This is a genomic window from Variovorax sp. RKNM96 (genome assembly GCF_017161115.1).
In the GTDB taxonomy this organism is placed as follows: Bacteria; Pseudomonadota; Gammaproteobacteria; order Burkholderiales; family Burkholderiaceae_C; genus Variovorax.
In genome coordinates, this window is the sequence record NZ_CP046508.1 from 2,278,014 (window position 1) to 2,302,331 (window position 24,318).

Annotated in this window: 25 protein-coding genes; 11 read left to right on the forward strand and 14 right to left on the reverse strand. The window is 64.9% G+C overall.

Features of this window, described 5'->3' with window-relative positions; all coding sequences use genetic code 11:
• Positions 1 to 8: 8 nt before the first annotated feature.
• Genes GNX71_RS10415 through rlmD form a run of 3 tightly spaced genes read left to right on the forward strand, consistent with a single transcriptional unit; the run spans position 9 to position 3,424 of the window.
• A complete protein-coding gene (locus GNX71_RS10415) occupies positions 9 to 917 on the forward strand; it encodes a peptidoglycan DD-metalloendopeptidase family protein (protein WP_206178242.1) in 909 nt (302 codons plus the stop codon).
• A 4-nt stretch (positions 918 to 921) separates the two neighbouring features.
• A complete protein-coding gene (locus GNX71_RS10420) occupies positions 922 to 1,944 on the forward strand; it encodes a sigma-70 family RNA polymerase sigma factor (protein ID WP_206178243.1) in 1,023 nt (340 codons plus the stop codon).
• Positions 1,945 to 1,987: 43 nt separating this feature from the next.
• Positions 1,988 to 3,424 carry a 23S rRNA (uracil(1939)-C(5))-methyltransferase RlmD gene (rlmD, locus tag GNX71_RS10425; RefSeq protein ID WP_206178244.1) on the forward strand — a complete coding sequence of 479 codons (1,437 nt, stop codon included), beginning with the start codon at positions 1,988 to 1,990 and terminating at the stop codon, positions 3,422 to 3,424.
• Between the two features lie 48 nt (positions 3,425 to 3,472).
• On the opposite strand, the gene GNX71_RS10430 is transcribed toward rlmD, so the two are convergent.
• Positions 3,473 to 4,174 carry a Bax inhibitor-1/YccA family protein gene (locus GNX71_RS10430; RefSeq protein WP_206178245.1) on the reverse strand — a complete coding sequence of 234 codons (702 nt, stop codon included), beginning with the start codon at positions 4,172 to 4,174 and terminating at the stop codon, positions 3,473 to 3,475.
• Positions 4,175 to 4,336: 162 nt separating this feature from the next.
• On the opposite strand from GNX71_RS10430, the gene GNX71_RS10435 reads away from it, so the two are divergent.
• On the forward strand, positions 4,337 to 4,744 hold the full coding sequence (locus GNX71_RS10435) for a heme-binding protein (protein WP_013540499.1): 408 nt from the start codon (positions 4,337 to 4,339) through the stop codon (positions 4,742 to 4,744).
• 181 nt (positions 4,745 to 4,925) lie between these two features.
• Here the strand turns inward: GNX71_RS10435 and GNX71_RS10440 are convergent, their stop codons facing one another.
• The 13 genes from GNX71_RS10440 to bfr all read right to left on the reverse strand — a co-directional run bounded on the left by GNX71_RS10440 (position 4,926) and on the right by bfr (position 16,001).
• Positions 4,926 to 5,138: a hemin uptake protein HemP gene (locus GNX71_RS10440; protein WP_013540500.1), complete on the reverse strand. Its 213-nt coding sequence runs from the start codon at positions 5,136 to 5,138 to the stop codon at positions 4,926 to 4,928.
• A 97-nt stretch (positions 5,139 to 5,235) separates the two neighbouring features.
• Positions 5,236 to 5,649 (reverse strand): biopolymer transporter ExbD, encoded by a 414-nt coding sequence (locus GNX71_RS10445; RefSeq protein ID WP_093434226.1) that lies wholly within the window; start codon positions 5,647 to 5,649, stop codon positions 5,236 to 5,238.
• A gap of 5 nt (positions 5,650 to 5,654) precedes the next feature.
• Positions 5,655 to 6,371 (reverse strand): MotA/TolQ/ExbB proton channel family protein, encoded by a 717-nt coding sequence (locus GNX71_RS10450; protein WP_206178246.1) that lies wholly within the window; start codon positions 6,369 to 6,371, stop codon positions 5,655 to 5,657.
• A 22-nt stretch (positions 6,372 to 6,393) separates the two neighbouring features.
• Positions 6,394 to 7,080 (reverse strand): energy transducer TonB, encoded by a 687-nt coding sequence (locus GNX71_RS10455; RefSeq protein ID WP_206179408.1) that lies wholly within the window; start codon positions 7,078 to 7,080, stop codon positions 6,394 to 6,396.
• Between the two features lie 98 nt (positions 7,081 to 7,178).
• Positions 7,179 to 7,451: a (2Fe-2S)-binding protein gene (locus tag GNX71_RS10460; protein ID WP_093434223.1), complete on the reverse strand. Its 273-nt coding sequence runs from the start codon at positions 7,449 to 7,451 to the stop codon at positions 7,179 to 7,181.
• A gap of 115 nt (positions 7,452 to 7,566) precedes the next feature.
• On the reverse strand, positions 7,567 to 8,247 hold the full coding sequence (locus GNX71_RS10465) for a Fe2+-dependent dioxygenase (protein WP_206178247.1): 681 nt from the start codon (positions 8,245 to 8,247) through the stop codon (positions 7,567 to 7,569).
• A 95-nt stretch (positions 8,248 to 8,342) separates the two neighbouring features.
• Positions 8,343 to 10,721 carry a catecholate siderophore receptor Fiu gene (locus GNX71_RS10470; protein WP_206178248.1) on the reverse strand — a complete coding sequence of 793 codons (2,379 nt, stop codon included), beginning with the start codon at positions 10,719 to 10,721 and terminating at the stop codon, positions 8,343 to 8,345.
• Between the two features lie 242 nt (positions 10,722 to 10,963).
• Positions 10,964 to 12,319 carry a sulfite reductase subunit alpha gene (locus GNX71_RS10475; RefSeq protein WP_206178249.1) on the reverse strand — a complete coding sequence of 452 codons (1,356 nt, stop codon included), beginning with the start codon at positions 12,317 to 12,319 and terminating at the stop codon, positions 10,964 to 10,966.
• Complete coding sequence (locus tag GNX71_RS10480) at positions 12,316 to 13,314, reverse strand: FAD:protein FMN transferase (protein ID WP_206178250.1); 999 nt, start codon at positions 13,312 to 13,314, stop codon at positions 12,316 to 12,318. Before GNX71_RS10480 ends, GNX71_RS10475 begins: the two co-directional genes overlap by 4 nt.
• A 15-nt stretch (positions 13,315 to 13,329) precedes the next feature.
• Complete coding sequence (locus tag GNX71_RS10485; protein ID WP_206178251.1) at positions 13,330 to 14,139, reverse strand: DUF4198 domain-containing protein; 810 nt, start codon at positions 14,137 to 14,139, stop codon at positions 13,330 to 13,332.
• Between the two features lie 50 nt (positions 14,140 to 14,189).
• On the reverse strand, positions 14,190 to 14,726 hold the full coding sequence (locus GNX71_RS10490) for a DUF2271 domain-containing protein (protein WP_206178252.1): 537 nt from the start codon (positions 14,724 to 14,726) through the stop codon (positions 14,190 to 14,192).
• 32 nt (positions 14,727 to 14,758) lie between these two features.
• On the reverse strand, positions 14,759 to 15,406 hold the full coding sequence (locus GNX71_RS10495; RefSeq protein WP_206178253.1) for a PepSY-associated TM helix domain-containing protein: 648 nt from the start codon (positions 15,404 to 15,406) through the stop codon (positions 14,759 to 14,761).
• Positions 15,407 to 15,524: 118 nt separating this feature from the next.
• The gene (gene bfr, locus GNX71_RS10500; RefSeq protein WP_013540512.1) at positions 15,525 to 16,001 is read right to left on the reverse strand and encodes a bacterioferritin; all 477 of its coding nucleotides are present in this window, start codon (positions 15,999 to 16,001) and stop codon (positions 15,525 to 15,527) included.
• A 252-nt stretch (positions 16,002 to 16,253) separates the two neighbouring features.
• Here bfr and ahpC point away from each other — a divergent pair, with 252 nt between their 5' ends.
• From ahpC to GNX71_RS10535, 7 genes are all read left to right on the forward strand, one after another.
• On the forward strand, positions 16,254 to 16,817 hold the full coding sequence (ahpC, locus tag GNX71_RS10505) for an alkyl hydroperoxide reductase subunit C (protein ID WP_007830764.1): 564 nt from the start codon (positions 16,254 to 16,256) through the stop codon (positions 16,815 to 16,817).
• Positions 16,818 to 16,906: 89 nt separating this feature from the next.
• Entirely contained in the window at positions 16,907 to 18,460 is a 1,554-nt protein-coding gene (ahpF, locus tag GNX71_RS10510; RefSeq protein WP_206178254.1) for an alkyl hydroperoxide reductase subunit F, read from the forward strand.
• A gap of 159 nt (positions 18,461 to 18,619) precedes the next feature.
• Positions 18,620 to 20,836, forward strand: coding sequence for a TonB-dependent hemoglobin/transferrin/lactoferrin family receptor (locus GNX71_RS10515; RefSeq protein ID WP_206178255.1), 2,217 nt, complete (start codon positions 18,620 to 18,622; stop codon positions 20,834 to 20,836).
• Between the two features lie 50 nt (positions 20,837 to 20,886).
• The gene (locus GNX71_RS10520) at positions 20,887 to 21,969 is read left to right on the forward strand and encodes a ChuX/HutX family heme-like substrate-binding protein (protein WP_206178256.1); all 1,083 of its coding nucleotides are present in this window, start codon (positions 20,887 to 20,889) and stop codon (positions 21,967 to 21,969) included.
• Complete coding sequence (locus GNX71_RS10525; protein WP_206178257.1) at positions 21,966 to 22,346, forward strand: VOC family protein; 381 nt, start codon at positions 21,966 to 21,968, stop codon at positions 22,344 to 22,346. The genes GNX71_RS10520 and GNX71_RS10525 overlap by 4 nt, the downstream gene beginning before the upstream one ends.
• Before the next feature lie 33 nt (positions 22,347 to 22,379).
• Positions 22,380 to 23,279: an ABC transporter substrate-binding protein gene (locus tag GNX71_RS10530; protein ID WP_206178258.1), complete on the forward strand. Its 900-nt coding sequence runs from the start codon at positions 22,380 to 22,382 to the stop codon at positions 23,277 to 23,279.
• Positions 23,276 to 24,313, forward strand: coding sequence for an iron ABC transporter permease (locus tag GNX71_RS10535; RefSeq protein WP_206178259.1), 1,038 nt, complete (start codon positions 23,276 to 23,278; stop codon positions 24,311 to 24,313). The genes GNX71_RS10530 and GNX71_RS10535 overlap by 4 nt, the downstream gene beginning before the upstream one ends.
• Positions 24,314 to 24,318 lie beyond the last annotated feature (5 nt).

The window sequence follows — 24,318 nt, forward strand, 5'->3', positions numbered from 1 at the left end:
AATAACAAATGCAGGGTTTTGGCAATCGGAGTTTGTTCGCGGGCATCACGTTGGCCGTTGTGCTCGTGATCGCGGGCTGCTCCACACCGCGCGGGCCGGCGCCCGTCGAGGACCGCGGCACGATGACGCGGGCGCCCGGTGTTACGCCAGGCGGTTCTCCCATCACCGTCGATGCCAACGGCAAGCCGCTTCAGGGCATCGAGAACTACGGCAAACCGGGCTACTACGCCGTGCGACCCGGCGACACGATCCGCCGCATCGGCAGCGAGACCGGGCAGCGCTGGCAGGACATCGCCCGCTGGAACAATCTGGACAACCCCGACCTGATCGAAGTGGGGCAGGTGCTGCGCGTGATTCCGCCGTCGGGCTCGGGCACGGCCGTTGCAACCGCTCCCGCGGCTTCGGGTTCGGAAGGTGCCGTCACCAAGCCGGTGACGCCGCCGCCGGTGATCGCAGCTGTTCCGGGGAGCGGCGCAAGCACGCCGGTGAAGCCGGCGGCGCCCGTCACGGCTTCTCCGGCAAGTCCCGGCAGCGGAAGCTCCGGCGACGAAGACCTCGGCTGGATCTGGCCCGCGAGCGGTTCGCTGATCGCCGGCTTCGACGAAGCCAAGAACAAGGGCTACGACATCAGCGGCAAGGCGGGCGACCCCGTGCTGGCTGCGGCCGACGGGCGCGTGGTGTACGCCGGCGCTGGTCTGCGTGGCTACGGCAACCTCATTATCCTGAAGCACAACAACACCTACCTCACGGCGTATGCGCACAACCAGACGCTGCTCGTGAAGGAAGACCAGTCGGTTCAGAAGGGCCAGAAGATCGCCGAAATGGGCAACAGCGACGCCGATCGCGTGAAGCTGCATTTCGAGATCCGCCGCCAGGGCAAGCCCGTCGACCCGTCACGCTACCTGCCCGGCCGGTGATGCCATGGCTGCCTCCCGCCCCCGTCGCACACTGCCCGTGCGCGGGCTGGCGGGCAGAGGCGGCCGGTCTTCCGGTGACAAGGAAGTCTCGCCCGACGAGAACCTTCCAGCCGATCCTGTAGAGCTCAATGCAGCGCTCCCGCGCGGCGCCACGGCCGAACTGATCGGCGGCGAAGGCGCAGACGCGCTGACCATCTACCTGCGCCAGGTCCGGCGTACCGAGCTGTTCACCCCCGACGAGGAATTCCAGACCGCCTGCGCTGCGCGGTCCGGCGACTTCGCGGCACGGCAATCGATGATCGAGCACAACCTCCGGCTCGTGGTGAACATTGCCAAGGGGTATCTGGGACGCGGCGTGCCGCTGTCGGACCTCATCGAAGAAGGCAACCTCGGGCTGATGCATGCCATCACCAAGTTCGAGCCCGAGCGCGGTTTTCGTTTTTCCACCTATGCGACCTGGTGGATCCGCCAGTCTGTCGAACGCGCAGTCATGACGCAGGCGCGTGCGATTCGCCTGCCGGTGCATGTGGTGCGCGAACTGCAGCAGGTGTTGCGCGCGCGCCGTGCCCTCGAAGGCGATGCGGAGTTTGTCGCACGCCGGCCCGACGGCGTGCGCGTGGAAGACATCGCAGCGCTGCTCGGCCGCGACGTGCAGGAGGTGGCCGACCTGCTGGCTCTTTCCGAGGCGCCGCGCTCGCTCGATGCCGGCGATGCGCGCGGGGACGAGGGCTTCACGCTCGCCGACACCGTGGCATCCGACGACGAGCAGGGCAATCCGAGCGGCGTGACGCAGGCGCACGAGGTGGAACGACTGCTCGACCAGTGGGTCCACGCGCTCGACGCGCGCGAGCGCGAGGTGCTCGAGGGGCGGTATGGCCTGCATGACCGCGAGCCCGAAACGCTCGAGGTGCTGAGCGTGCGCCTGGGCCTCACCCGAGAGCGCGTGAGGCAGATCCAGAACGAGGCGCTGGCCAAGATGCGCCGGCAGCTGGCGCGTTCGGGCATCGGGCGGGATGCGCTGTTCTAGCGGGGCGAAAAAGCGGGGACGGCCGCGCTGAGACAATCGGGGGATGACGGAATCCATCGAAGAAAAGAAAGTCCCCACGAAACCCGGCGAAGAATGGCTGAAAGTCGAGTCGCTCGACCTCGACGCGCAGGGCGTTTCCCACAATGCCGACGGCATGGTCGTGTTCATCGAAGGCGCGCTGCCTTTCGAGGAAGTGCAGTTCAACGTCCATCGCCGCAAGAACAACTGGGAGCAGGGCACGGTCACCCACATCCGGCGCGAATCGTCGCAGCGGGTGCGCCCGGGCTGCCCGCATTTCGGCCTGCACACCGGCGCTTGCGGCGGCTGCAAGATGCAGCACCTGGACGCGGCCGCGCAAGTGGCCGTGAAGCAGCGCGCCATGGAAGACAACCTGTGGCACCTGGGCAAGGTGCGCCCCGACAATGTGCTGCGCCCGCTCGAAGGGCCTGCATGGCATTACCGCTACCGCGCGCGCCTGTCGGTGCGCCATGTGGTCAAGAAGGGCACGGTGCTGATCGGCTTTCATGAGCGCAAGAGCCGGTACCTGGCCGACATGCAGGTGTGCCCGGTGCTGCCCAGGCAGGTCAGCGACATGCTGATGCCCCTGCGCGCGCTGATCGGCTCCATGGACGCGCGCGAGACCTGCCCGCAGATCGAGCTGGCCTGCGGCGACGCGCCGGACTCCACGTCGCTCGGCACCATCGCCCTGGTGCTGCGGCACCTGCAGCCCCTGTCAGGCGCTGATATCGACCGGCTGAAGGCGTTTGCTGCCAAGAACGAAGGCGTGCAGTGGTGGCTGCAGGCCAAGGGGCCGGAGACGGTGAAGCTGCTGGAAGAAGGCGGCACGCCGCTCGCATACCGTTTGCCCGAATTCGGCGTAACGATGCCGTTCAAGCCGACCGATTTCACGCAGGTGAATCCGCACATCAACCGCGCGCTGGTGGGCAAGGCGCTTCGCCTGCTCGATGTGCAATCCGACGAACGGGTCATCGACTGGTTCTGCGGCCTCGGCAATTTCACCCTGCCGCTGGCGAGCCAGGCGCGCGAGGTGCTGGGCATCGAGGGCAGCGACACGTTGGTGGCACGCGCGACCGACAACTTCAAGAAGAACCAGCCTGCAACGAGTGCTCGACGGGCGCTTTCGCCGACCCGGTTTGTCGCGCGCAACCTGTTCGAGATGACGCCTGCCATGCTGGTGGCTGATGGCAGCGCCGACAAGTGGCTGGTCGATCCGCCGCGCGAAGGTGCTTTCGCGCTCGCCAAGGCGATGGCCGATCTGCATCAGCAGCCCGAGCTTCGCACCGATGGCTGGACGCCGCCCAGGCGCATCGTCTACGTGAGCTGCAATCCGTCGACGCTTGCGCGCGATGCGGGCCTGCTGGTGCACCAGGCGGGCTATCGATGCACCTTCGCGGGGGTGGTCAACATGTTCCCGCACACGGCGCACGTCGAGTCGATTGCCGTCTTCGACCTGGAATGAAAAAGGGCCCCTCGGGGCCCTTTGTCCTGGAGCGCGGTTTTCGCTCGCTCAGTCGCGTTCGCCGCCAAAGATGCCCAGCAGCGCCAGCAGGCTCTGGAACACATTGAACAGGTCCAGATACAGGGCCAGCGTGGCGGTGATGTAGTTGGTTTCGCCGCCGTCCATGATCTGCTTCAGGTCGTAGAGCATGTAGGCCGAGAAGATTCCGATGGCGGCCACCGAGATGACCAGCATGCCCGTGGTCGAGCCCACGAACACATTGATGATCGCGCCGAACATCAGCACCATCGCGCCGACGAACAGGAACTTGCCCATGCCCGACAGGTCGCGCTTGATGAAGGTGGCCAGCGAGGCCATCACGAAGAACACGCCCGCCGTGCCGCCGAAGGCCGTCATGACGAGTTCGGAACCGTTCTTGAAGCCGAGCACCATCGCGATCAGGCGCGACAGCATCAGGCCCATGAAGAAGGTGAAGGCCAGCAGCACCGGCACGCCGGCAGCCGAGTTCTTGGTCTTCTCGATGGCGAACATGAAACCGAATGCGCCGCCGAGGAACACGATCAGGCCGAGTCCGCCTGTGAGCGAACGTGTGAGGCCGGTACTCACGCCGAGCCAGGCGCCCAGCACGGTAGGCAGCATGCTCAATGCCAGCAGCCAGTAGGTGTTGCGCAGGACGCGTTGGCGCTCCGCCTGCGGCAACGTCTGGCCGTAGCCTGGGGAAGTGTCGAGGGTGGTGACGCGGTCGTTCATGGACGAAGCTCCTGTGGTTGCTGCTACGCAGTTGGGCGCATTCTAGGTGTCTGCAAGAGGAGGGTGTCCGAAAGACCGTGTCCGGGTTGTTCTTAAGCGGCCCGGGCATTTCGAGGCGGGTGGCCGTTATGCTGTCGGGTTTTTACGCAACCTGAGCTCAACATGAAGACCAAATCATTCCTCGAACTTGCCGACGTCAAGGCCATCGCCGCAGCGGCCGAAGCCGAGGCCCTCAAGAACAACTGGGCCGTGACCATCGCCATCTCGGACGACGCCGGCAACCTGCTCTGGCTGCAGCGCCTGGACGGCGCCGCGGCGCTGTCGTCGCACATTGCCCCCGCCAAGGCGCACACGGCCGCGATGGGCCGCCGCGAGAGCAAGGTCTATGAAGACATCATCAACGGCGGCCGCACGGCTTTCCTGACGGCTCCTGCGGTCCAGGGCCTGCTAGAAGGCGGCGTGCCGATCGTGAAGGACGGCCAGGTCATCGGTGCAGTCGGCGTGAGCGGCGTGAAGTCGAACGAAGACGCGCAGATTGCCAAGGCTGGCATCGCCGCGATCGGCCTCTGAGTTTTTCTCTCCGCACAAAGCAAAACGCCGACTTCGAGGTCGGCGTTTTCTTTGGAGCGTTCAGCGTGAAAAAAAGCTTGGCTAGTCGGCGAACCGTTGGCTAGCAAAAAACGACCCTTCGGAGATGAATCTCCTTGAGTCGCCCCACGATGAAACTTGCGCGAGGGGCGGGCTGAATGACCTATTTGGTCAGGATCAGCTTGCCGAGTTTGGTGGCTTGGAGCCGGTAGAGCGAGCCGTTGTGCATGATGCCCACGGTCTTGCTTCCCTTGAGAAGCTCCGTGCTTTCGACCATTGGCACCGGACGCGATGCCTGGATCGACGCATGGCCGCCACCCGATTGGTCGAGCGAGGGATGGTTCAGAACAGTGAAGGCGTTCGGTGTGGCTGGCATTTGGAGTTCCCGTATCGAAGCGATGAGTGAATGATAATGATTCTCAACAAGAAGTCAATCGCGAAGATTGATTTTTTTCACACGCTTCGAATTCGGATCACTTCGCGTCGGGTTCGGTGATGAAACCGATCTTGCGAACGCCGGCTTCCCGCGCTTCCGACATGGCCTTGGCCACGCGCTCATAGCGCACGGCCTTGTCGCCGCGGATATGCAACTCGGGTTGCGGCTCCTTGGCGGCTTCGGCGGCGAGGCGGTTGGGCAATTCGCTGTCGTCGATCTTCGTTTCGTTCCAGTAGTAGCTCCCATCGGCCGTGACGCTGAACAAAATGTTCTGCGGCTTGGGCTGCTCGGGCTCGCTGCTGGCGCGAGGCAGATCGATGTTGACCGCGTGCTTCATCACCGGCACGGTGATGATGAAGATGATCAGGAGTACCAGCATGACGTCGACCAGCGGCGTCATGTTGATCTCGTTCATCACCTCATCGGGTTCGTCTTGTGTTCCGAAAGCCATGGCGTTCAGCCCTTCTTGAGCGGAACCACGATCGCGTCGCCGCTACCGCTTTGCACGCGGGCACCGGTCACGAAGTAAGCATGCAGGTCGTGCGCAAAGCTGTTGAGCTTGGTCAGCACGAACTTGTTGCCGCGAACCAGCGCGTTGTAGCCGAGCACCGCGGGAATTGCCACCGCGAGGCCGAGCGCCGTCATGATCAGCGCTTCGCCGATCGGGCCCGCCACCTTGTCGATGGTGGCCTGGCCGGCCGAGCCGATGCTCATCAGTGCGTGGTAGATGCCCCAGACCGTGCCGAAGAGGCCGATGAACGGCGCCGTGGAGCCCACCGATGCCAGGATCGCCAGGCCGGTTTGAAGGCGAGCGGTAAACGCATCGATGCCGTTGCGCAGGGCGCGCGTGATCCAGTCGCTCACGTCGAGGGCGTCGTGCAGATGGGCCTTGGTGTTGCGGTGGTGGGCCGCAGCCTCGCGGCCTTCGAGTGCCAGTGCGCGGAAGGGGTTGCTGTCGTCCTTGCCGAGCTTGTTGAGCGCGGTGGCGAAGTCTTCGCTGTGCCAGAAGTCCTGCGAGTGCTTGGCAAGGCGCTTGTATTTGATGACGTCGAGTGCCTTGACGATGATCACGATCCACGATGCAAGCGACATGCCGATCAACAGCACTGCGACGGCCTTGGTGACGAAATCGCCCTGATTCCAGACGTTCATCAAGCCAAATTGGGAATCCATACGAAGTTGCTCCAGAGAAAAATTAGTTCAAGACGTAGTTGACGGGGGCGTCATAGGACATGGCCTGAACCACGCCGTTGACCTTGCCGGGCACGAACCGGCATTTCATGATGTATTCGATGGCGGCCTCGTCCAGGCGGTCGAAACCGCTGGATTTCTTGACCTCGGCGCTCTTGGGCAGCCCGTCGACGCCGACGAGCACCTTGACGATCACCTTGCCCTGCTCGCCGAGCCGCTTGCTCATGGCGGGGTAGACCGCCTTGGGGTTCTGGAGGTAGTCGGCATTGCTCGATGGCAGTTGCACCGCAGGCGGAGCCGGAGGCGCAGGCGGCAGTGCAGGAGGAGTCGGCGGCGTGGGCGCAGCCGGGGGCGCTGGTGGAGGAGGCGGTTCCGTGGTGCCCACGGGCGCCTGTGGGGCTGGCGTGGGCTTCGGTTCGCGGATGGCTTGCGGCCGCGGCGGAGGCGGCGCCTTGGCCACCTTCGGGGGGGGCGGCGGCGGAGGGGGGGGATCCACCTTCGGTTTCGGCGGCTCGACGAACTGGCTCAATATTTCGACTGGAATCACCACTTCGGCGGCCCGCCGCAGCAGCCCACTTTGCAGCGCCCAGAGTGCAGCCGCGTGAAACAGGATGACGCTGCCCGCAATGACGACATTGCGCGAGAGGCCAAAAGCGGAGGGAGGGGGGGCAAAGCGGTCAGACACGATCAACCATTCGAATGCGGGCACGTCAAAACGTGCCCCGATTGCAGCAAAACCGCTACGACGTTACTTGCGAAAAATCCACCAGACCGAGCCTGCGACCAGGATCAGGCTGCCGCCGAGTGCCGAGACGAGTTCCATGCCTTGCTTTCCGTGATGGAGCTGGCAAGCTGGATCGCCCTCGGACCCGATTCGCGATTCAACGCGGCGACCGGGTGCGAAGCGCTGCATTGCGCGACGATATCGCGCGCACAACCTTCACATTGACCACATTGTGTGGCCACGCCAAGCTCGAATTGCACTTCGTCAAAAGTCATGCCGGCTCGCACATGGCGTGCGATTTCTCGGTCGGAGACTCGGCGGCAGACGCAAACGATCATGGCTGTGAAAGCGGCAGTTGGCTGGCTGTTGGTTGCCCGATTATAAATAAGAATCCATCGCATTTGCAATAACTATGGTGTTACTGGGCTTTGCGAGAGGCTCCCCGGCAACCCGCTACACCTCCGACCAGAGCCGCAAGAGGTTGTGATAGTGGCCCGTCAGCGCCACCGTCTCCTCGCATTCGCCCAGCCGGGCGCGCAATTTCTGGATGTTCTGGTCTAGCTCGAACAGCATGCTGCGTTGCTGGTCGTTGCGCACCATGCTCTGGAGCCAGAAGAACGAGCAAACCCGCGCCCCGCGCGTCACCGGGTGAACGCGGTGCAGGCTGCTCGCCGGATAAAGAATGAGGTCCCCGGCCGGCAGCTTGACCTCGTGCGACCCATAGGTGTCGATCACCTCGAGTTCGCCGCCGTCATAGTCTTCCGGATCGCACAGGAACAGTGTGCAGGACAGGTCCGTGCGCAGTTGCTGACCACCTCCGGGCAGCGCGCGGACCGCACCATCGATATGAACGCCGTAGTGCTCACCCCCTTCATAGCGATTGAAGAGCGGGGGAACAAACCGCGAGGGTAGTGCGGCGGAAAAGAAGAGCGAATGACGCGCCAGCGCCGCAAGCACCGTGGCGCCGAGCTCACGCCCGACAGCCGATGACTCCGGCAGTTGCCGGTTGCGCTTGACCTGCGCGCCTTGCTCGCCAACGGTCTCGCGGCCATCGATCCAGTTCGTCGCGTCCAGTGCAGCGCGCATGTCGCGCACCTGGGCAGGACTCAAGACGTCAGGCACATGCAGCATCATTTTTCAGGCACTCCGCAAAGAGAAAAGCCCCGGCGCAGGCCGGGGCTCGAGTTTCGCACCGTGCCGGGCGGACCCGACAGGCAGCAAGAATCAGATCAGAACGCGAAGTTCGCGGTGATCTTCGCCGAACGCGGCGTACCCGGCGTGTAGCGGTAGCCGCTCTTGTTGATGGCGGCCGCGTATTGCTTGTCGAACAGGTTGGAGACGTTCAGCTGGATGTCGACGTTCTTGTTGATGCGGTAGGACGCCATGGCATCGAACACCCAGTAGGCGTCGATGTAGGCCGGCGTACCCACCGCGCCGTCGGTGCCGCGATGGAGCTTGCCGTTGTAGCGCGCGCCGCCGCCGATGGTCAGGCCGAATGGGAACTGGTAAGTGGTCCAGGCCGTGAAGGCGTTCTTCGGGGTGTAGACCAGCACGTTGGTGCCGTCGGCGGTGACGTTGGGACCGCTCTGGACCTTGGTGTCCATCGTCGTGAATCCGGCCGTCACGCCCCAGCGCTCGGTGATGCTGCCCGCAAGGCCCAGCTCGATGCCCTGGACGCGCTTCTTGCCGCTCTGGTAGTAGAGCGACGTGTTGGTCGGGTCCTGCACCACTTCATTGGTCACGTCCGTGCGATAGATCGCGCCGGTCAGCGACAGCTTGTCGTTCATCACGTCCCACTTCGTGCCGACTTCGAAGGTCTTGGCCTTCTGCGGCAGGAAGTCGGTGCGCGCGGCGCTGTTGCCCGAGCCGGCGGCCGACAGCGAGAAGTTCGCGCCGCCCGGAGGCTGGGCCGACGTGCCGTAGGCCGCGTAGATGCTGCCATTCTTCACGGGCTTGTAGACCACGCCGATCTTGCCGGTGAAGAGGTTGTCGGAGAGCTTCAGCGACGAAGGCACGAGCGTGCCGAGCGTCAGGCCCGGGTTGGTCGTCGCGGTCGACAGCGTCACGCCCTGGAACGAGGTGTTGTAGTGATCAAAGCGCAGGCCGCCCGTGATCTGCCATTGCTCGTTGAGCTTGACGGTGTCGAAGGCATAGAGACCGACGGTGTTGGTCACGCCCTTGCTGTCGGCGCCGCTCTGGATGCGGCTGTAGCCGTTGACGTAGGGGTTCGGTGCGTAGAGGTTCGCAGCGGGCCAGGCGCCGTTCTGCACAGCCTTGCCGTTGAACAACGCGCCGGGAGCGAAGTAACCCAGGTTCGTCTGTTCTTCACGGATCAACTCGACGCCCGCGCTGAGCGAGTGGCTCACGCTGCCGGTGTCGAACTTGGCGGTCACGTTCGTCTGGTTGACGAAGATCGTGTTTTCCTGGTTCTTGTTGGTCGGCGAATTGCGCGTGACCGACCAGGTGGAGGGCAGGCCCGGGATCGGCGTGTCGAGGAATGCCGTGCCGGCAGCCGGCCGCGCACCGGACGCCGTGAGGCCGCCCAGCATGAACGACGTCAGCATGTAGTCCTGCTTCGTCTTGGCGTAGCGCGTGGTGTTGCGCAGCGTGACGTCGGGCGTGAAGTCGTGCTCGACGCGCGCGGTGAACATGTCCGCCGTGACCTTGTTGAAGTCGTAGGCGGTGCCGTAGAAGTTCTTCGGATCGACCGGCGCCGCATAGTCCAGGAAGCTGCGGCGGCGTGCGCCGAGCGCCGTCGGATCGGGGTTCGAGTAGCTGGGCAGGCCGATGGTCGGTACGCCGCCGTCGGGGACGTTGTTCTGGTCCACGTGCAGGTAGTCGAAGTAGAAGCGCGTGGGCGAGTTCAGGCCGAGCGCGATCGACGGCGCAATGGCCGTGTGCTTGTTCTTGACGAAGTCGCGGCCGACAACGCCCGAGTCTTCCACCACTGCGTTGAGGCGGAATGCCGCGCCGATGCCGTTGGCACTGCTGAGCGACTTGTTCCAGTCGATGCTGCCGCGCTTGTAGTCGGCGCTGCCGAAACCGATCGAGCCGATGAAGTTGTCTTCGAGCTTCGGCTTCTTGGTGACGAGGTTGATGTAGCCGGTGGGCGAGGTGCGGCCGACGTCGGTGCCCGAGGGGCCCTTCACGACTTCGACCTGTTCGATGTTGAACACGTCGCGCGAAATGGAGCCGAGGTCGCGGATGCCGTCCACGAAGATGCTGCTCGAGCTGTCGAAACCGCGCATGAAGACGGCATCGCCGGTGTTCGTGTTGCCGTTCTCCCCGAGGAAGAAGGTGCCCACGCCGGGCGTGTTGCGAAGCGCTTCGGTCAGCGTCGTCGCACCCTGTTCGCGGATGACCTGTTCCTTGATCACCTGGATGGTTTGCGGCGTGTTCAGCAGCGGTGCCGTGAACTTGGGGTTGGCCGAGGTGTCGGTCTTGTAGTCGGCCGCGGAAGAGTCCTGCACGCGGACTTCGGGCAATGCACCGCCGGCCTGGGCAAAGGCGGCGGGAGCTGCAATGGCCAGCAGGGTCGCGGCGGCGGCGCCGGAGAGGTGGGGAACGGCGCGCGCGACGGCGTGTTTGCGGCTCTTGATGTAGGCCATGTAGTTTTCTCCGAAAAGGGCGGCGAGCAGAAGGACTCGACTGGCGATGTCCGCACGCGCGTCTTCATCGGGAGAAAACAGGGGGACTGGCTGGGTGAGTCAATTTGCGAGGGAACGCAAATTGATGCGAATAATAGTGTTTCTCATTAACTAAGAGTTAACAAGTGAGAAAATAAGGCATAAGTTTTCTTGTGTTGTTGCCGCCGAGCAACTGACACGGCGCCTGCCAAGCTCTCGGAAGCTCAGTAGATATCGCGGCGATACCGCCCGGTTGCCGATAGATCGCGCAAGAACGCGTCGCCGGCAATCTGCCTCAAGGCCGCATCCACACCCGATGCCATGCCTTGGAGACTTCCGCACACGTAAATGGCCGCGCCGTTGTCCAGCCATGCGCGCAGCAGGTCGGCCGTTTGCAGCAGCCGGTGCTGCACATAGAGGCGTTCGGGCTGGTCGCGCGAGAACACCATGTCGAGCCGCTGCAGCACGCCAGCGGATTGCCATGCCTCGATCTCCTCGCGACAGAGGAAGTCATGGGCGGCATGCCGTTCGCCGAACACCAGCCAGTTGTCGTTGCAACCCGCCGCTGCGCGGGCGCGCAGGTGGGCGCGCAAGCCGGCCAGCCCGGTGCCGTTGCCGATGAGGATCAGCGGCCGCGTTTCATTGCCGTCGAGGCGAAAGGTGCGATGCGGCCGCAGCCGCAGTGCAACGGTGTCGCCGATCGTGAGCGTCGATGTCAGCAGGCCCGACGCTGTGCCGAGGGTGCCATCGGGATGCTGCTCCTGGCGCACCAGCAACTGCAGTTCGCCATCGGCAGGCACCGAAGCGATCGAATAGTCGCGGGGCCGCGCCGGATCGCTGGCAACGGCGATCTGCACGAGGTCGCCGGAGGCCCAGCGGGGCATTGCCCCCGACTGCGGCACCAAGCCCAACTGGAAGACTGGCGCGCCTGCGCTGCCGGCGTTGAGCAGCTCGCGCGTCGCGAGCCGCCACGGTGCGAATGCCTCGGAATCTTCATGGTCGACGGTAACGTCGCCCCATCGAGCCTGCCAGGCGGCCAGTGCGGCAGGGTCGCTGTTGTCGACTTCGATGCATTCGAAATCGCGCCTGGCCCCGGCCGCGTGCAGCCATGCATCGAGTGTGCGACCGAAGCCGCAAAAATTCTTGTACTGGCGGTCGCCCAGCGCCAGCACGGCATAGCGAAGCGAAGGCAGGGCGGGAGCCGAATCCATCACGCGCTCAGCGAACACGCTGGCACCGTCGGGCGCATCGCCCTCGCCATACGTGCTTGCCACGAAGAGCGCACGCCCCGCGGAACTCAGCGTGGCGGCGTCGAGGGCGTTCAGTTCCATCACGCGCACCGGCGTGCCCGCCGCACGCAGTTGCCGCGCCGTCTGCCAGGCGATCGTCTCCGCCTGGCCGGTCTGGCTGGCGAAGAGCACGAGGGTAGTGGGCGCTTCGCCGTCGGTGGAAAGCGCTGCCGCTTCGCGGATTGCCGCAGTGCGCTGCCGTCGCTGCCGCGCGTAGACGGCGAGGCAAAGCGCTGCATAGGCTGCCGTCGTGGCGCCCGCGCCCAATGTGCGCAACATCGCCTCGGTCATGCGCCGGCCTGCGCGGTCCAGGCGCGAGTGGCTCGCGGACCCACGTCGCCGTGGCCGATGAACAGGGCCGCGATATCGTGCCGTTCCGCGAAGGCGAGGCCATCGTCCGGCCCCAGCACAGTCAGCACCGTGGCCAGCGCATCGGCCTGCATGCATTGCGCATGCAGCACCGTGACGCTCGCCAGCGCATGCGCGACCGGTTCGCCGTTGCGCGGATCGATGGTGTGTGACCAGCGACGTCCTTCGTGCTCACGGCGATGCCATCGGTCGCCCGATGTGGCGATGGCCATGTCGGCGAGCGGGATGCGCTGCGCGACCGACGATTCGCCATTGACGAGCACCTGCCACGGTTGGCCGCCAGGACGGCGACCGATCCCACGCAGTTCTCCGCCGATCTCGAACAGCAGGTCGGTGAGGCCGAGCCCGTGCAATGCCTCGACGCCGTGATCGACCGCGAAGCCCTTGGCGATGCCCGAGAGATCGAGCGTGACGTTCCCCGGCTGCAGCAGGGTGCCACGCGCTTCGTCGAATTCCAGCTGCTGCCAGCCAGTCCGCACGCGCAGCTCGGCGATGGCGTCGGGCGTGGGCGAGCCGTTTGTTTCTGCGTTGGGGCCGAATCCCCAGCGAGCGACCAGCGGACCGACAGTCGGATCGATCGCGCCTTCGCTGATGCGCGCCCAACGAAGGGCGCAACTCATCACGTCGGCGAATTCCTTGGGCAACACATGACGCGAGCCCGCAGGCGCACGGTTGAATCGGCTGATGTCCGACGCCGGCTCCCAATGGCTCATCTGCGCGACGACCCGCGCAAGCGCCGCATCCACCGCTTCGCGCACCTGCTCCAGCGGAAGCATCCGCGGGTTGTCGAAGCGCAGCGACCAGGTCGTGCCCATGGTCTGCCCGCCCAGTTGCTGCAGGGTGACCGGATCGGCGCGGCGCGGTACGGCCGCGTTGGCGTAGCCGCCTGCGCGCCAGGTGCTGAAGGAAAGTCCCAAGGGAGCGCGCAGGTGTCAGGGCATCACTTCAAGGGTGGCCGCATAGCTCAGGCGGCGCTCCTTGGCTTGCGGCACGGTGGTCTTGTTGTCCTTGGTGCTGGCGTCGAGCCAGTACATGCCGGCGGTCGGCCAGGTCACGCTGAACTGGCCCTTGTCGTCGGTCTTGAGCTTGATCTCCTCGAGCTTGTCGCGGTACTGCGTGTTGCCCGCGGTCACGGTCACTTCGAGGTTCTTCGCGGGCTGGCCGTCGAGGTTCAGCGTGAAGCTGGCTTTCTCGCCCTTGACCAGGTCGGTCGGGCTGCCGGCCACGATCAGTTCCAGGCCCTGGCCGATCGGCTTGAGCGCCGAAGGCTTGCCGACGGTCACGAAGGTCTCGATGCGGCCCGAGGACTGGGTGATGGCGACGTCCTGCGCATCGGCCGGGATTTCCTTCCCGATGGTCTCGGCCGTGCCGCGTGCGCGCTTGTTCTGGCCCGTGGCCTTGTCCTTCCAGCTCGCAAATGCGCCCGCGTTGATCACGGCGATGCGGTAGGTGCCCGGCTGCGCCACGCTCACATCGAACACATTGCGCAGCTTGAGCTTGGCTTCGCTCTCGGGTTTGACCGTGCTGCCATCGGGCGCGGTGATCTGCAGTCCGTCCAGGCGCAGCGGTGCGTGGTTCGCGACGAACAGGTCGTTCGACACGGCGGCATCGACGCTCACGGTGTCGGCCTTGGAGAACACGGTGGACGAGGGCAGCAGCCAGGCGTTGTGCGCCATGGCAACGGAAGCGATGGCCGACAGGGCAATGGCGAGGCCGGTGGCGCGCAGGTTGGAACGGGTCATGGGGAGGTCCTTGATGGATGAAGCTTGCGGAGAGGGAGAGCCGTCGTCGATCAGGGCTTGAGTTCGAGCTTGATCTCGCCAAGCTCTTCCTTGCCCGCCGCGGTCGGCTGCGTTGCCGCGGTGGGCGGCCACTGGAACGGAATGCTCACGACCTCGCGGCCGCCGACTTCACGGGCCGCCTCGACCACCAGCTTGTAGGCGCCGGGCGCGAGCTTGGGCATCGGCGCCGTACCTTCGGTGAAGCTCAATTGGTGCTTGCCGGCAGGCTTGGTGGCACCGGTCACGCCATCGACAGGCACCGCGAGTTCGCGGCCGCCGCGGCGCCACCACTGGCGCATGTCCTTGAGCCACTTCGTGCCTTCGCCTTCGGGGTTGTTCGTCTTGGTGCGCACGTCGTACCAGACGGCGAGCGTGCCCGCGACCGTGTTGTCGGCGCGCTCGATCCAGGTCGCCACGTAAGGGCGGTGGTACTCGGAAACGTTCAGCCGGGGAATCTCGATGTTGACGGCGAGGCTCGCCGCGAAGGCCGGGGTTGCGAGCAACGCCGAAATGGCGATCGGCGCGAGTGAATGGCAGCGAACGTGCACGGGAAACCTCTTTTTTTGAATCGATCGATCGGTCAATGAATGAACAACAGCGCGAGCAGCACCGGCACGACCAGCCCCATGCCCACCATCGGCCAGGTGAACGGCCGGTTGCCCGCATGCATCTTGAGAATGAACAGTCCGGTGATCGAGAAGACCAGCGCGGCGCCCGCGAAGATGTCGATGAACCAGCTCCAGGCGGCGCCGGTGTTGCGGCCCTTATGCAGGTCGTTGAGGTAGGAGAGCCAGCCGCGGTCGGTGCGCTCGTATTCGATTTCGCCGTCAGCCAGGTTCAGGCGCAGCCAGGCGTCGCCGCCGGGGCGGGGGAGGGAGAGATAGATTTCATCGTCGGACCATTCGGCGTCGCGGCCGGCGGTGTCGACGTCCCAGTTCTTCTGGATCCAGCCTTGCAGCTCGGATGGCAGGGGCGCCTTGCCTTTTTGCGCCTTGGCGGCTGGAAGCTGCTGTTCGAGCCGAGCACGCAATGCCTCGTCGACCGAGCCGTTCCGCTTCGTGATCGCCGGCTTGGCCTCGATCTGCCCCGCATGGTTGAGCGTGAAGCCCGTGACGCTGAACAGGATCATGCCGATGAGGCAGATCGCCGAACTCACCCAGTGCCATTCGTGCAGGGTCTTGAGCCAATAGGCACGGCGGCGGTTGTCGGGGCGGGCGGCGGCAGTCATCGAAGGCGCGGATTCTATCCGTGCAGATGAGAATGACTGCTATTTGACGGCCGTTAAGTTACGTAAAGCAATAAAAAACGGGGCCGAGGCCCCGTTGCTTGAAGTCGAAAGATTGCTCTTATTCGAGCTCGCCCATTTGCGATTGCAGGTAGTTCTGCAGGCCAACGCGGTCGATCAGGTCGATCTGGGTTTCGAGGAAGTCGATGTGCTCTTCCGTGTCGTCCAGGATTTCCTGCAGCAGGTCGCGCGAGACATAGTCGCGCACCGATTCGCAATGCTGGATGCCATCCTTGATGGTCGCTTGCGCACCGGTTTCGGCGCCGAGGTCGCAGCGAAGCAGCTCGGGCACATCCTCGCCGATGTTCAGCTTTCCGAGGTCCTGCAGATTGGGCAGGCCGTCGAGCATGAAGATGCGGTCCATCAGCTTGTCGGCGTGCTTCATTTCGCCGATCGATTCTTCGTATTCCTTCTTGGCCAGCTTGTCCAGACCCCAGTGCTTGAGCATGCGGTAGTGCAGGAAATACTGGTTGATTGCAGTGAGCTCGTTCTTGAGCTGCGCCTGCAGATGTTCGATGACCTTGGGGTCGCCCTTCATGATTTTTTCCTTGTTCTGAAAGCGGTGATTGTCAGAGGGGCGGATGCGTGCTTGCAAGCAATCCCATGCTGCGCCGGTCTGCATGCGTGTGATGGTGATACACGTTCGTATTGAGGTGCTGCAAAACCCGTCGCGACCTCATCGCAAACATAGCAAGCTCCAATACTTTTAATAGCTCATGACTATTGATAATATGAGATTGGTAGCTATACTCATGGTTCGCCTTTTTCATCAGCCACCTAGGAATCACCAATGTCCCTGATCAACACCCAAGTCCAGCCCTTCAAGACCCAGGCCTACCTCAACGGCAAGTTCATCGATGTGTCCGACGAGACGCTCAAGGGCAAGTGGTCCGTGCTGATCTTCATGCCGGCCGCCTTCACCTTCAACTGCCCGACCGAAGTCGAAGACGCAGCCGACAACTACCCCGAGTTCCAGAAGCTGGGTGCCGAGGTCTACATCGTGACCACCGACACGCACTTCTCGCACAAGGTCTGGCACGACACGTCGCCGGCCGTCGGCAAGGCCAAGTTCCCGCTGGTGGGCGACCCGACCCACACGCTGACCAACGCTTTCGGCGTGCACATCCCTGAAGAAGGCCTGGCACTGCGCGGCACCTTCGTGATCAACCCCGAAGGCATCATCAAGACCGCCGAAGTGCACTCCAACGAAATCGCCCGCGACGTCAAGGAAACCCTGCGCAAGCTCAAGGCAGCGGTCTACACCGCCGCCCACCCGAACGAAGTCTGCCCGGCCAAGTGGAATGAAGGCGACAAGACCATCGCTCCGTCGTTCGACCTCGTCGGCAAGATCTAAGCACCCCGTGCGAAAGCCCGGGCGCTCACGAGGCCCCGGGCTTTTTTGTTCCCAGTTGATAGTTTTCAGTTATCGAAAGTGAGTCTGTCATGCTCGACGCCAACACCAAAGCCCAATTGAAGGGTTACCTCGAACGCGCCACGCAACCGATCGAAATCGTTGCCTCGCTCGACGACAGCAAGGCCTCGGGTGAGATGTTGTCGCTGCTGAAGGACGTCGCGGAGTCCTCGCCGCTGGTCAAGCTGACCGAAAGCCGCGACGACAGCCACCGCAAGCCCTCTTTCTCGGTCAATCGCCCGAGCGAGAACCACGGCCCGCGCTTCGCCGGCCTGCCGATGGGCCATGAATTCACCTCGCTGATCCTTGCGTTGCTGCAGATCGGCGGCTACCCGCCCAAGGTCGAGCAGGCCGTGCTCGACCAGATCAAGGCACTCGATGGCGACTTCGAGTTCGAGATCTATGTCTCGCTTACCTGCCACAACTGCCCCGACGTGGTTCAGGCGCTGAACCTGATGGCGATCCAGAACCCGCGCATCCGCACCACGATGATCGAGGGCGGCACCTTCCAGGACGAAGTGAAGGAACGCCAGGTCATGGCCGTGCCCACGGTCTTCCTGAACGGCACCGAGTTCGGCCAGGGCCGCATGAGCCTGGAAGAAATCCTCGCCAAGATCGACACCAGCGGCGTCGAGCGCGAAGCGAAGAAGATCGCCGGCAAGGAGGCGTTCGACGTGCTGATCGTCGGCGGCGGTCCCGCGGGCGCAGCGGCCGCCGTGTACGCAGCGCGCAAGGGCATCCGCACCGGCGTGGCCTCCGAGCGTTTCGGCGGCCAGGTGCTCGACACGATGGGCATCGAGAACTTCATCTCGATCAAGGAGACCGAAGGTCCCAAGTTCGCCCACGCGCTGGAAGAGCATGTGCGCGACTACGACGTCGACATCATGAATCTGCAGCGTGCCAAGGCGCTGGTTCCAGGCGACCTGGTCGAAGTGCAACTGGAGAGCGGCGCCTCGCTCAAGAGCAAGACCGTCATCATTTCGACCGGCGCGCGCTGGCGCAACATCAACGTGCCCGGCGAGCACGAGTTCAAGAACAAGGGCGTGGCCTATTGCCCGCACTGCGACGGTCCGCTGTTCAAGGGCAAGCGCGTCGCGGTCATCGGCGGCGGCAACTCGGGCGTCGAGGCGGCGATCGATCTGGCCGGCATCGTGGGCCATGTCACGCTGATCGAGTTCGACACCGCGCTGCGCGCCGACGCCGTGCTGCAGCGCAAGCTGCGCAGCCTGAAGAACGTCGACGTGTTCACCAACGCGCAGACCACCGAGATCACCGGCGACCAGAAGGTCAACGGCCTGGTCTACAAGGACCGCGCGACGGGCGAGCTGAAGAAGGTCGAGCTCGAAGGCGTGTTTATCCAGATCGGCCTTGTGCCCAACACCGACTGGCTCAAGGGCGTGGTCGAGCTCACGAAGCACGGCGAGATCGTCGTCGATGCGCGCGGTCAGACCTCGGTGCCGGGCGTGTTCGCGGCGGGCGATGTGACGACCGTGCCGTTCAAGCAGATCATCATCGCGGCCGGCGACGGCGCGAAGGCGGCACTCGGTGCGTTCGATCACCTGATCCGCACTTCGGCCCCTGCATGAGTAAGTCTTAAGTTGTTTAGATGAGAATTATTCTCATACAATAAAAGGCTCGGGCAACACCCTGGTGCTGCCCCTCATTGCCAGCCAGGTCACGCGCGCAGTTTCGCTGCGCATCAAGGTCCAGCAAGCAGTTCTTCAACTGTTTCCTGGACCTTTTTCGTGGCCACTCATTCCCCTCGAACTTCTCCCCATCGCCTGGCGCTCCTGCCGCTGTTGATCGCCTCCGGCTTCGGCATGGCCACGACGTCGGCGTGGTCCCAGCAAGTCGCAGCGCTCGGTGAGGTGGTGGTGAGCGGATCGCGTTCGGAACAGGCCAAGGACGACCTGCCGCTGAGCATCGAGGTCATCAACCGCAACGACATCGAATCCAAGCAGATCAACGACATCCGCGACGCGGTGCGCGACCTACCCAACGTCTCGGTCAAGCGTTCGCCCGCGCGCTTCGGGCTCGCGCAGGGCAACACCGGCCGCGACGGCAATGCCGGCTTCAACGTCCGCGGCCTCGACGGCAACCGCGTGCTGCTGCTGACCGATGGCATCCGCACGCCGCGCAGCTACGTCTTCAGCGCCAACGCATTCGGCCGTGACTACTTCGACATCGGCCTCGTCGAGCGCATCGAGATCATCAAGGGCCCGGCCTCGGCGCTCTACGGCTCCGACGGCCTCGCGGGCCTCGTCAACTTCATCACCCGCGAACCCTCGTCGTTCCTGCGCGACGGCCGCACCTTCGGCGGCAGCGCGAACATCGGCTACAGCGGCGACGACAACGGTGTGCGCGGCGGCGTCACGCTCGCGGGCAAGGCGAACGATGCGCTCGAGTGGCTCATCTCCGCCAACCTCGGCCGCGCGAGCGAGCTCGAGAACATGGGCCGGCTCAACGTGCCCAATGTCGACCGCACCACGCCCAATCCGCAGCGCGACAAGAGCAACTCGCTGCTGGCCAAGGCCATCCTCAAGCCCAACGCCGACCAGCGCCATTCATTCACCTTCGAGCACGTCGAAAAAAGCAGCCGCTACGACCTGCTCTCCGGCGTCTCCAAGCCGCCGTACGCATCCACCTCGGTCGTCGGCCTCAACGCCAAGACCGATCTCGAGCGCGACCGCCTCACCTACGAAGGGCGCCTGCGCCTGGACACCGTCGTGGCCGACAGCCTGCTCGCCGTCGTGAGCTACCAGAAGGCCAAGTCGCGCGAGTACATCTACGAAGACCGCTTCACCGCTGCCGACCGCACGCGCGACGTCACCTACGACGAGAACACCTGGCAGTTCGGCCTGCAGGCCGACAAGACGATCCGCATGGGTGACTGGGCGCAGAAGGTCACCTACGGCCTCGACTACACCCGCACCAACGTCGAGAACCTGCAGACCGGCCTCGTGCCGCCGGCGGGCGAGAGCTATCCGCTCAAGCGCTTCCCCGACACCCGCGAGACCTCGTCGGCCTTCTACGTGCAGGACGAATTCATCCACGACCGTTGGAGCATCACGCCCGGCATCCGCTTCGACCGCTTTTCGCTCGATGCGAAGCAGGCGGGCTTCAATGCGCAGGCGGTGTCGCTGTCGGGCTCGGCGGTGTCGCCCAAGCTGGGCGTGCTCTTCCGCGCCACGCCGCAGTTCAGCGTCTACGGCAACTACGCGTCGGGCTTCAAGGCGCCCAACGCGTTCCAGGTCAACAACTTCTTCGAGAACGTGATCTCGGGCTACAAGACGATTCCCAACCCGAATCTCAAACCCGAGAAGAGCCAGAACATCGAGCTGGGCATGCGCGGCCGCACCGGCATCCTGAGCTACGACGTGGCCGCGTTCACCGGCGACTACAAGAACCTCATCGAGAACGACCGCCAGGTCGGCGGCGTGTTCGGTTCGCGCGTCAATCCGGCGACGTTCCAGTCGGTCAACATCGGGCGCGCGCGCATCAGCGGCTTCGAGTTCAAGGGCGAGCTCGACTTCACCGAGAACGGCACCGGTTTCTCCGTGCCCTTCGCCTACGGCCAGACGCGCGGGCGCGACCGCACCAACAACCGGCCGCTCAACTCCATCGATCCGCAGAAGTTCAGCGCAGGCCTCAAGTACCAGGCGCCCGTCTGGAGCGTCCGGCTCGACGCGGTTCACCATGGCGCCAAGAAGTGGAACGATGTCGATCGCAGCGAGGTGACCACCGGCCTGCAGTTCCGCACGCCGCAGGCCACGACGCTGGACGTCAGCGCGCAATGGCGCATCAGGAAGGACCTGCGCTTGAACGCATCGGTGACCAACCTCACCAACAAGCGCTACTGGATGTGGAGCGACGTGCGCGGGCTGACGACGACCTCGAACCTGCGCGATGCCTATACCCAGCCGGGGCGCGCCTTCAACGTCTCGCTCGTGGCGGACTTCTGATCCGCGCCGCCGCCACGGCCACTGCCACCGCAAACAACAAAGGAAACCCGATGAACGCCGAAGAAATCCTCGCCCGCTTCTCAGAACTGCGCGCCAAGGGCATGCGCCACAAGGACGCCGCGGCGGCCATGGCGCTGAGTGAAGGCGCCGCCATCGCCGCGCACACCGGCATGCACGACAAGGCCCTGCGCGCCACGCCGCTGAAGGGCCCGTGGGTCGAGCTGCTGCAGGCGCTGGAACTGTGCGGCCCGGTGCTCGCGCTCACACGCAACGAGACCACGGTGCACGAGAAGACCGGCGTCTACGAAAAGGTTTCCGGCAGCGACGCGATGGGGCTCGCGCTGGGCGAGGCCATCGACCTGCGTCTCTTCTTCAGCCGCTGGCATGCCGGGTTCGCGGTCAGCGAGGCGGCCGCCAATGCCGGCGTGCCACCTTCGCTGAGCCTGCAGTTCTTCAACTCGAACGGCGTGGCGGTCCACAAGATCTTCGTGCGCGACGCCACCGATCGCGAAGCCTTCCAGTCGGTCATCGACACCTACACCGCACCTGACGCACCCGTGCAGTTCGTGCCGGCCGACCCCAAGGCCGCACCGCGCGACGACAGCGCCATCGATGCAGGCGGGCTCTCGGAGGCCTGGCGCGGCATGCAGGATACGCACGAGTTCTTCGGCCTTCTGAACAAGTTCGGCGTGGAGCGGCAGCAGAGCTTTCGCCTCACCGAGGGCGAGTTCACGCAGCGCGCGGAAACATCCGCGGTGCGCGAGCTGCTGCACGAAGCTTCATTCGACGGCACGCCCATCATGGTGTTCGTCGGCAGCCCCGGCTGCATCCAGATCCACTCGGGCCCCGTCGTCCGCATCGAGCCGATGGAGATGCACGGCATGCGCTGGCTCAACGTGCTCGACCCCGGCTTCAACCTGCACCTGCGCGAAGACCGCATCGCGAGCGTCTGGATCGTCGAGAAGCCGACCAGCGACGGCATCGTGACTTCGGTCGAAGCCTTCGACGGCGAGGGCGAACTGATGGCGATGTTCTTCGGCGCGCGCAAGCCGGGCGTTCCCGAGCGCGAGGAATGGCGCCACATCGTGCGCAAGCTCTCGCGCCTGGCCACGTCCGGAGCGCAGGTGCAATGAGCACCGCACTGAACGTCGTCGAGATCAAGGCCTTCGTTCCGGCGAAGGACTTCGCGCTCTCCTGCGACTTCTACCGGGACCTGGGTTTCACGATGGCGTCGAACGAAGACGGCATCGCCTACTTCCTGCACGGCAACAGCAGCTTCCTGCTGCAGCAGTTCTACGTGCAGAGCCATGCCGAGAATTTCATGATGCACCTGCTGGTCGACGACGCGCATGCGTGGTGGGCCCACGTACAGGCACAGCGGCTGGCCGAGCGCTACGGCATCAGCACCACGCCGCCCGGCGAGCGCCCGTGGGGCATGGTCGATTTCACCCTGGCCGACCCGAGCGGCGTGCTCTGGCGCATCGCGCACAACATTCCCCGGCGCGGCTGATCCGCGCCTTCATCTTTTGCCGGCTGTGACCTCATGACCGATCACCACGACTCCCTTCTTCTTCCATCGGCACGCCGCCGCGATGTGCTGCGCGTTCTTTCCGCGTCGGCACTCGGCGCGGCCGCATGGCCCGCGTTCGCGCAGGACAAGCGCCTGCCGCGGCTGGTGACGGTCAGCGGCGCGATCACCGAGGTGGTCTACATCCTCGGCGCCGAAGGCCAGCTGGTGGGCACCGACACCACCAGCCTCTATCCCGCCGCCGCGCGCGGCACGCCCAAGGTGGGCTACATGCGCCAACTCTCCGCCGAGGGGCTGCTTTCGCTGAAGCCCGACGCGATCATCGCCACCAACGAATCGGGTCCGACCGTGGTGCTCGACCAGATCCGCACGGCCGGCGTGAAGGTCGAGATCATCGAAGCCGACCACACCTGGGGCGAAGTACAGCGCAAGGTGCAGGCCGTTGGCCGCGCCGCCGCCAAGGAAGCGCAGGCGCGCGAACTGCAGGGCCGGCTCGATGCGGAATGGGCCCAGGTGCAGCAGCGCGTCGGCGCGGCGAAGGGCCGCAAGCCCAAGGTGCTGTTCGTGCTCTCGCACAGCGCGAGCCCGCAGGTTTCGGGCGAGAAGACGGCGGCGCATTCGGTGATCGGCTATGCGGGTGGCGTCAACGCGTTGGGCGGCTTCCACGGCTACCGGCCGATGACGGCCGAGGCGATGGCGAGCGCCGCGCCCGACATCATCCTCACGAGCACGCAGAGCATCGAGGCGCACGGCGGCATCGACAGGTTCTGGGAACGGCCTGAACTCGCGCTCACACCGGCCTACAAGAAGCGCGCTCTCATCACGCAGGATGCCTTGCTGCTTCTGGGCTTCGGCCCGCGCCTGCCGGCTGCCATCGGCGAGCTGCACGACAAGTTCCAGGCCGCACTGGCATGAGCCAACGCTTGGGGGCGCGTGCCGTGCTGGGCGGCAGCGCGGTGCTGCTTGTCGCGGCCTTTGCGGTGGGGGCCGTGTCGGGCGCCTACGCCATCAGTCTTTCGCAGCTCTGGAACGTGCTGACTTCATTGGGGCAGGGCGGCAGCAACCAGTCGCCCGAGCACCTCGTGTTTCTCAACATCCGGCTGCCGCGCCTCGTCCTCGGCGTGGCGGCGGGCGCGGGGCTCGGCATGGCGGGCACGCTGATGCAGGGGCTCTTTCGCAATCCGCTGGCGGACCCGGGGCTCATCGGCATCAGCAGCGGTGCGGCGCTGGCGGCCGGCATCACCATCGTGCTGGGCGCGTGGTTCTGGCCGGTGCTGCCGCGCACGCTGGGCAGCTGGACGCTGGTGGTCATGGCTTTCGGCGGCGGCTTTCTCGTGACGCTCCTGATCTACGGGCTCTCGCGCAGCGAGGGTGGCACGCGCATGGCGCTGATGCTGCTCGCGGGTATCGCGATCAATGCGCTTGCAGGCGCAGGGCTCGGCCTGCTGAGCGTGATGGCAACCGACGAGCAGCTGCGCAGCCTGCAGTTCTGGCTGCTGGGGAGCTTGGGCGGGGCGCGGTGGAGCGCGGTCATCCTGGTGTGCGTCGCGGTGTTTCTCTCGTGCTGGGCTGCGGCCTCGCTCGCATCGCCGTTGAATGCCATCGCGCTCGGCGAGGCGCAGGCGGCGCTGCTGGGCGTGGACGTCGAGCGCACCAAGCGGCGCGCCATCGTCATCACCGCGGTGGCCGTGGGGGCGGTGACGGCCACGACCGGGATCATCGGTTTCATCGGGCTGATCGCACCGCACTGGGTGCGCATGGTGGCGGGACCCGATCACCGCATCGTGCTGCCGGCCTCGGCGCTGCTGGGGGCTGCGCTGGTGCTCGCGGCCGACACGGTGGCGCGCACGGTGATGGCACCTGCGGAGCTGCCGCTGGGCGTGCTCACCGCCTTCATCGGGGTGCCGATGTTCCTGTTGATGCTGCGGCATTTCCGGGGGCGCATATGACGGCG

What these genes read in the sequence shown, in the direction of transcription:
- GNX71_RS10420 (WP_206178243.1), top strand. Translation starts at nt 922, where the DNA reads ATGGCTGCCTCCCGCCCCCGTCGCACACTGCCCGTGCGCGGGCTGGCG.
- GNX71_RS10465 (WP_206178247.1), bottom strand. Translation starts at nt 8,247, where the DNA reads ATGATGCTGCATGTGCCTGACGTCTTGAGTCCTGCCCAGGTGCGCGAC.
- GNX71_RS10430 (WP_206178245.1), bottom strand. Translation starts at nt 4,174, where the DNA reads ATGAACGACCGCGTCACCACCCTCGACACTTCCCCAGGCTACGGCCAG.
- GNX71_RS10475 (WP_206178249.1), bottom strand. Translation starts at nt 12,319, where the DNA reads ATGACCGAGGCGATGTTGCGCACATTGGGCGCGGGCGCCACGACGGCA.
- GNX71_RS10450 (WP_206178246.1), bottom strand. Translation starts at nt 6,371, where the DNA reads ATGGATTCCCAATTTGGCTTGATGAACGTCTGGAATCAGGGCGATTTC.
- GNX71_RS10520 (WP_206178256.1), top strand. Translation starts at nt 20,887, where the DNA reads ATGAACGCCGAAGAAATCCTCGCCCGCTTCTCAGAACTGCGCGCCAAG.
- GNX71_RS10445 (WP_093434226.1), bottom strand. Translation starts at nt 5,649, where the DNA reads ATGGCTTTCGGAACACAAGACGAACCCGATGAGGTGATGAACGAGATC.
- GNX71_RS10525 (WP_206178257.1), top strand. Translation starts at nt 21,966, where the DNA reads ATGAGCACCGCACTGAACGTCGTCGAGATCAAGGCCTTCGTTCCGGCG.
- GNX71_RS10495 (WP_206178253.1), bottom strand. Translation starts at nt 15,406, where the DNA reads ATGACTGCCGCCGCCCGCCCCGACAACCGCCGCCGTGCCTATTGGCTC.
- bfr (WP_013540512.1), bottom strand. Translation starts at nt 16,001, where the DNA reads ATGAAGGGCGACCCCAAGGTCATCGAACATCTGCAGGCGCAGCTCAAG.
- GNX71_RS10485 (WP_206178251.1), bottom strand. Translation starts at nt 14,139, where the DNA reads ATGACCCGTTCCAACCTGCGCGCCACCGGCCTCGCCATTGCCCTGTCG.
- GNX71_RS10470 (WP_206178248.1), bottom strand. Translation starts at nt 10,721, where the DNA reads ATGGCCTACATCAAGAGCCGCAAACACGCCGTCGCGCGCGCCGTTCCC.
- GNX71_RS10460 (WP_093434223.1), bottom strand. Translation starts at nt 7,451, where the DNA reads ATGATCGTTTGCGTCTGCCGCCGAGTCTCCGACCGAGAAATCGCACGC.
- ahpF (WP_206178254.1), top strand. Translation starts at nt 16,907, where the DNA reads ATGCTCGACGCCAACACCAAAGCCCAATTGAAGGGTTACCTCGAACGC.
- GNX71_RS10415 (WP_206178242.1), top strand. Translation starts at nt 9, where the DNA reads ATGCAGGGTTTTGGCAATCGGAGTTTGTTCGCGGGCATCACGTTGGCC.
- GNX71_RS10435 (WP_013540499.1), top strand. Translation starts at nt 4,337, where the DNA reads ATGAAGACCAAATCATTCCTCGAACTTGCCGACGTCAAGGCCATCGCC.
- GNX71_RS10530 (WP_206178258.1), top strand. Translation starts at nt 22,380, where the DNA reads ATGACCGATCACCACGACTCCCTTCTTCTTCCATCGGCACGCCGCCGC.
- GNX71_RS10535 (WP_206178259.1), top strand. Translation starts at nt 23,276, where the DNA reads ATGAGCCAACGCTTGGGGGCGCGTGCCGTGCTGGGCGGCAGCGCGGTG.
- GNX71_RS10440 (WP_013540500.1), bottom strand. Translation starts at nt 5,138, where the DNA reads ATGCCAGCCACACCGAACGCCTTCACTGTTCTGAACCATCCCTCGCTC.
- ahpC (WP_007830764.1), top strand. Translation starts at nt 16,254, where the DNA reads ATGTCCCTGATCAACACCCAAGTCCAGCCCTTCAAGACCCAGGCCTAC.
- rlmD (WP_206178244.1), top strand. Translation starts at nt 1,988, where the DNA reads ATGACGGAATCCATCGAAGAAAAGAAAGTCCCCACGAAACCCGGCGAA.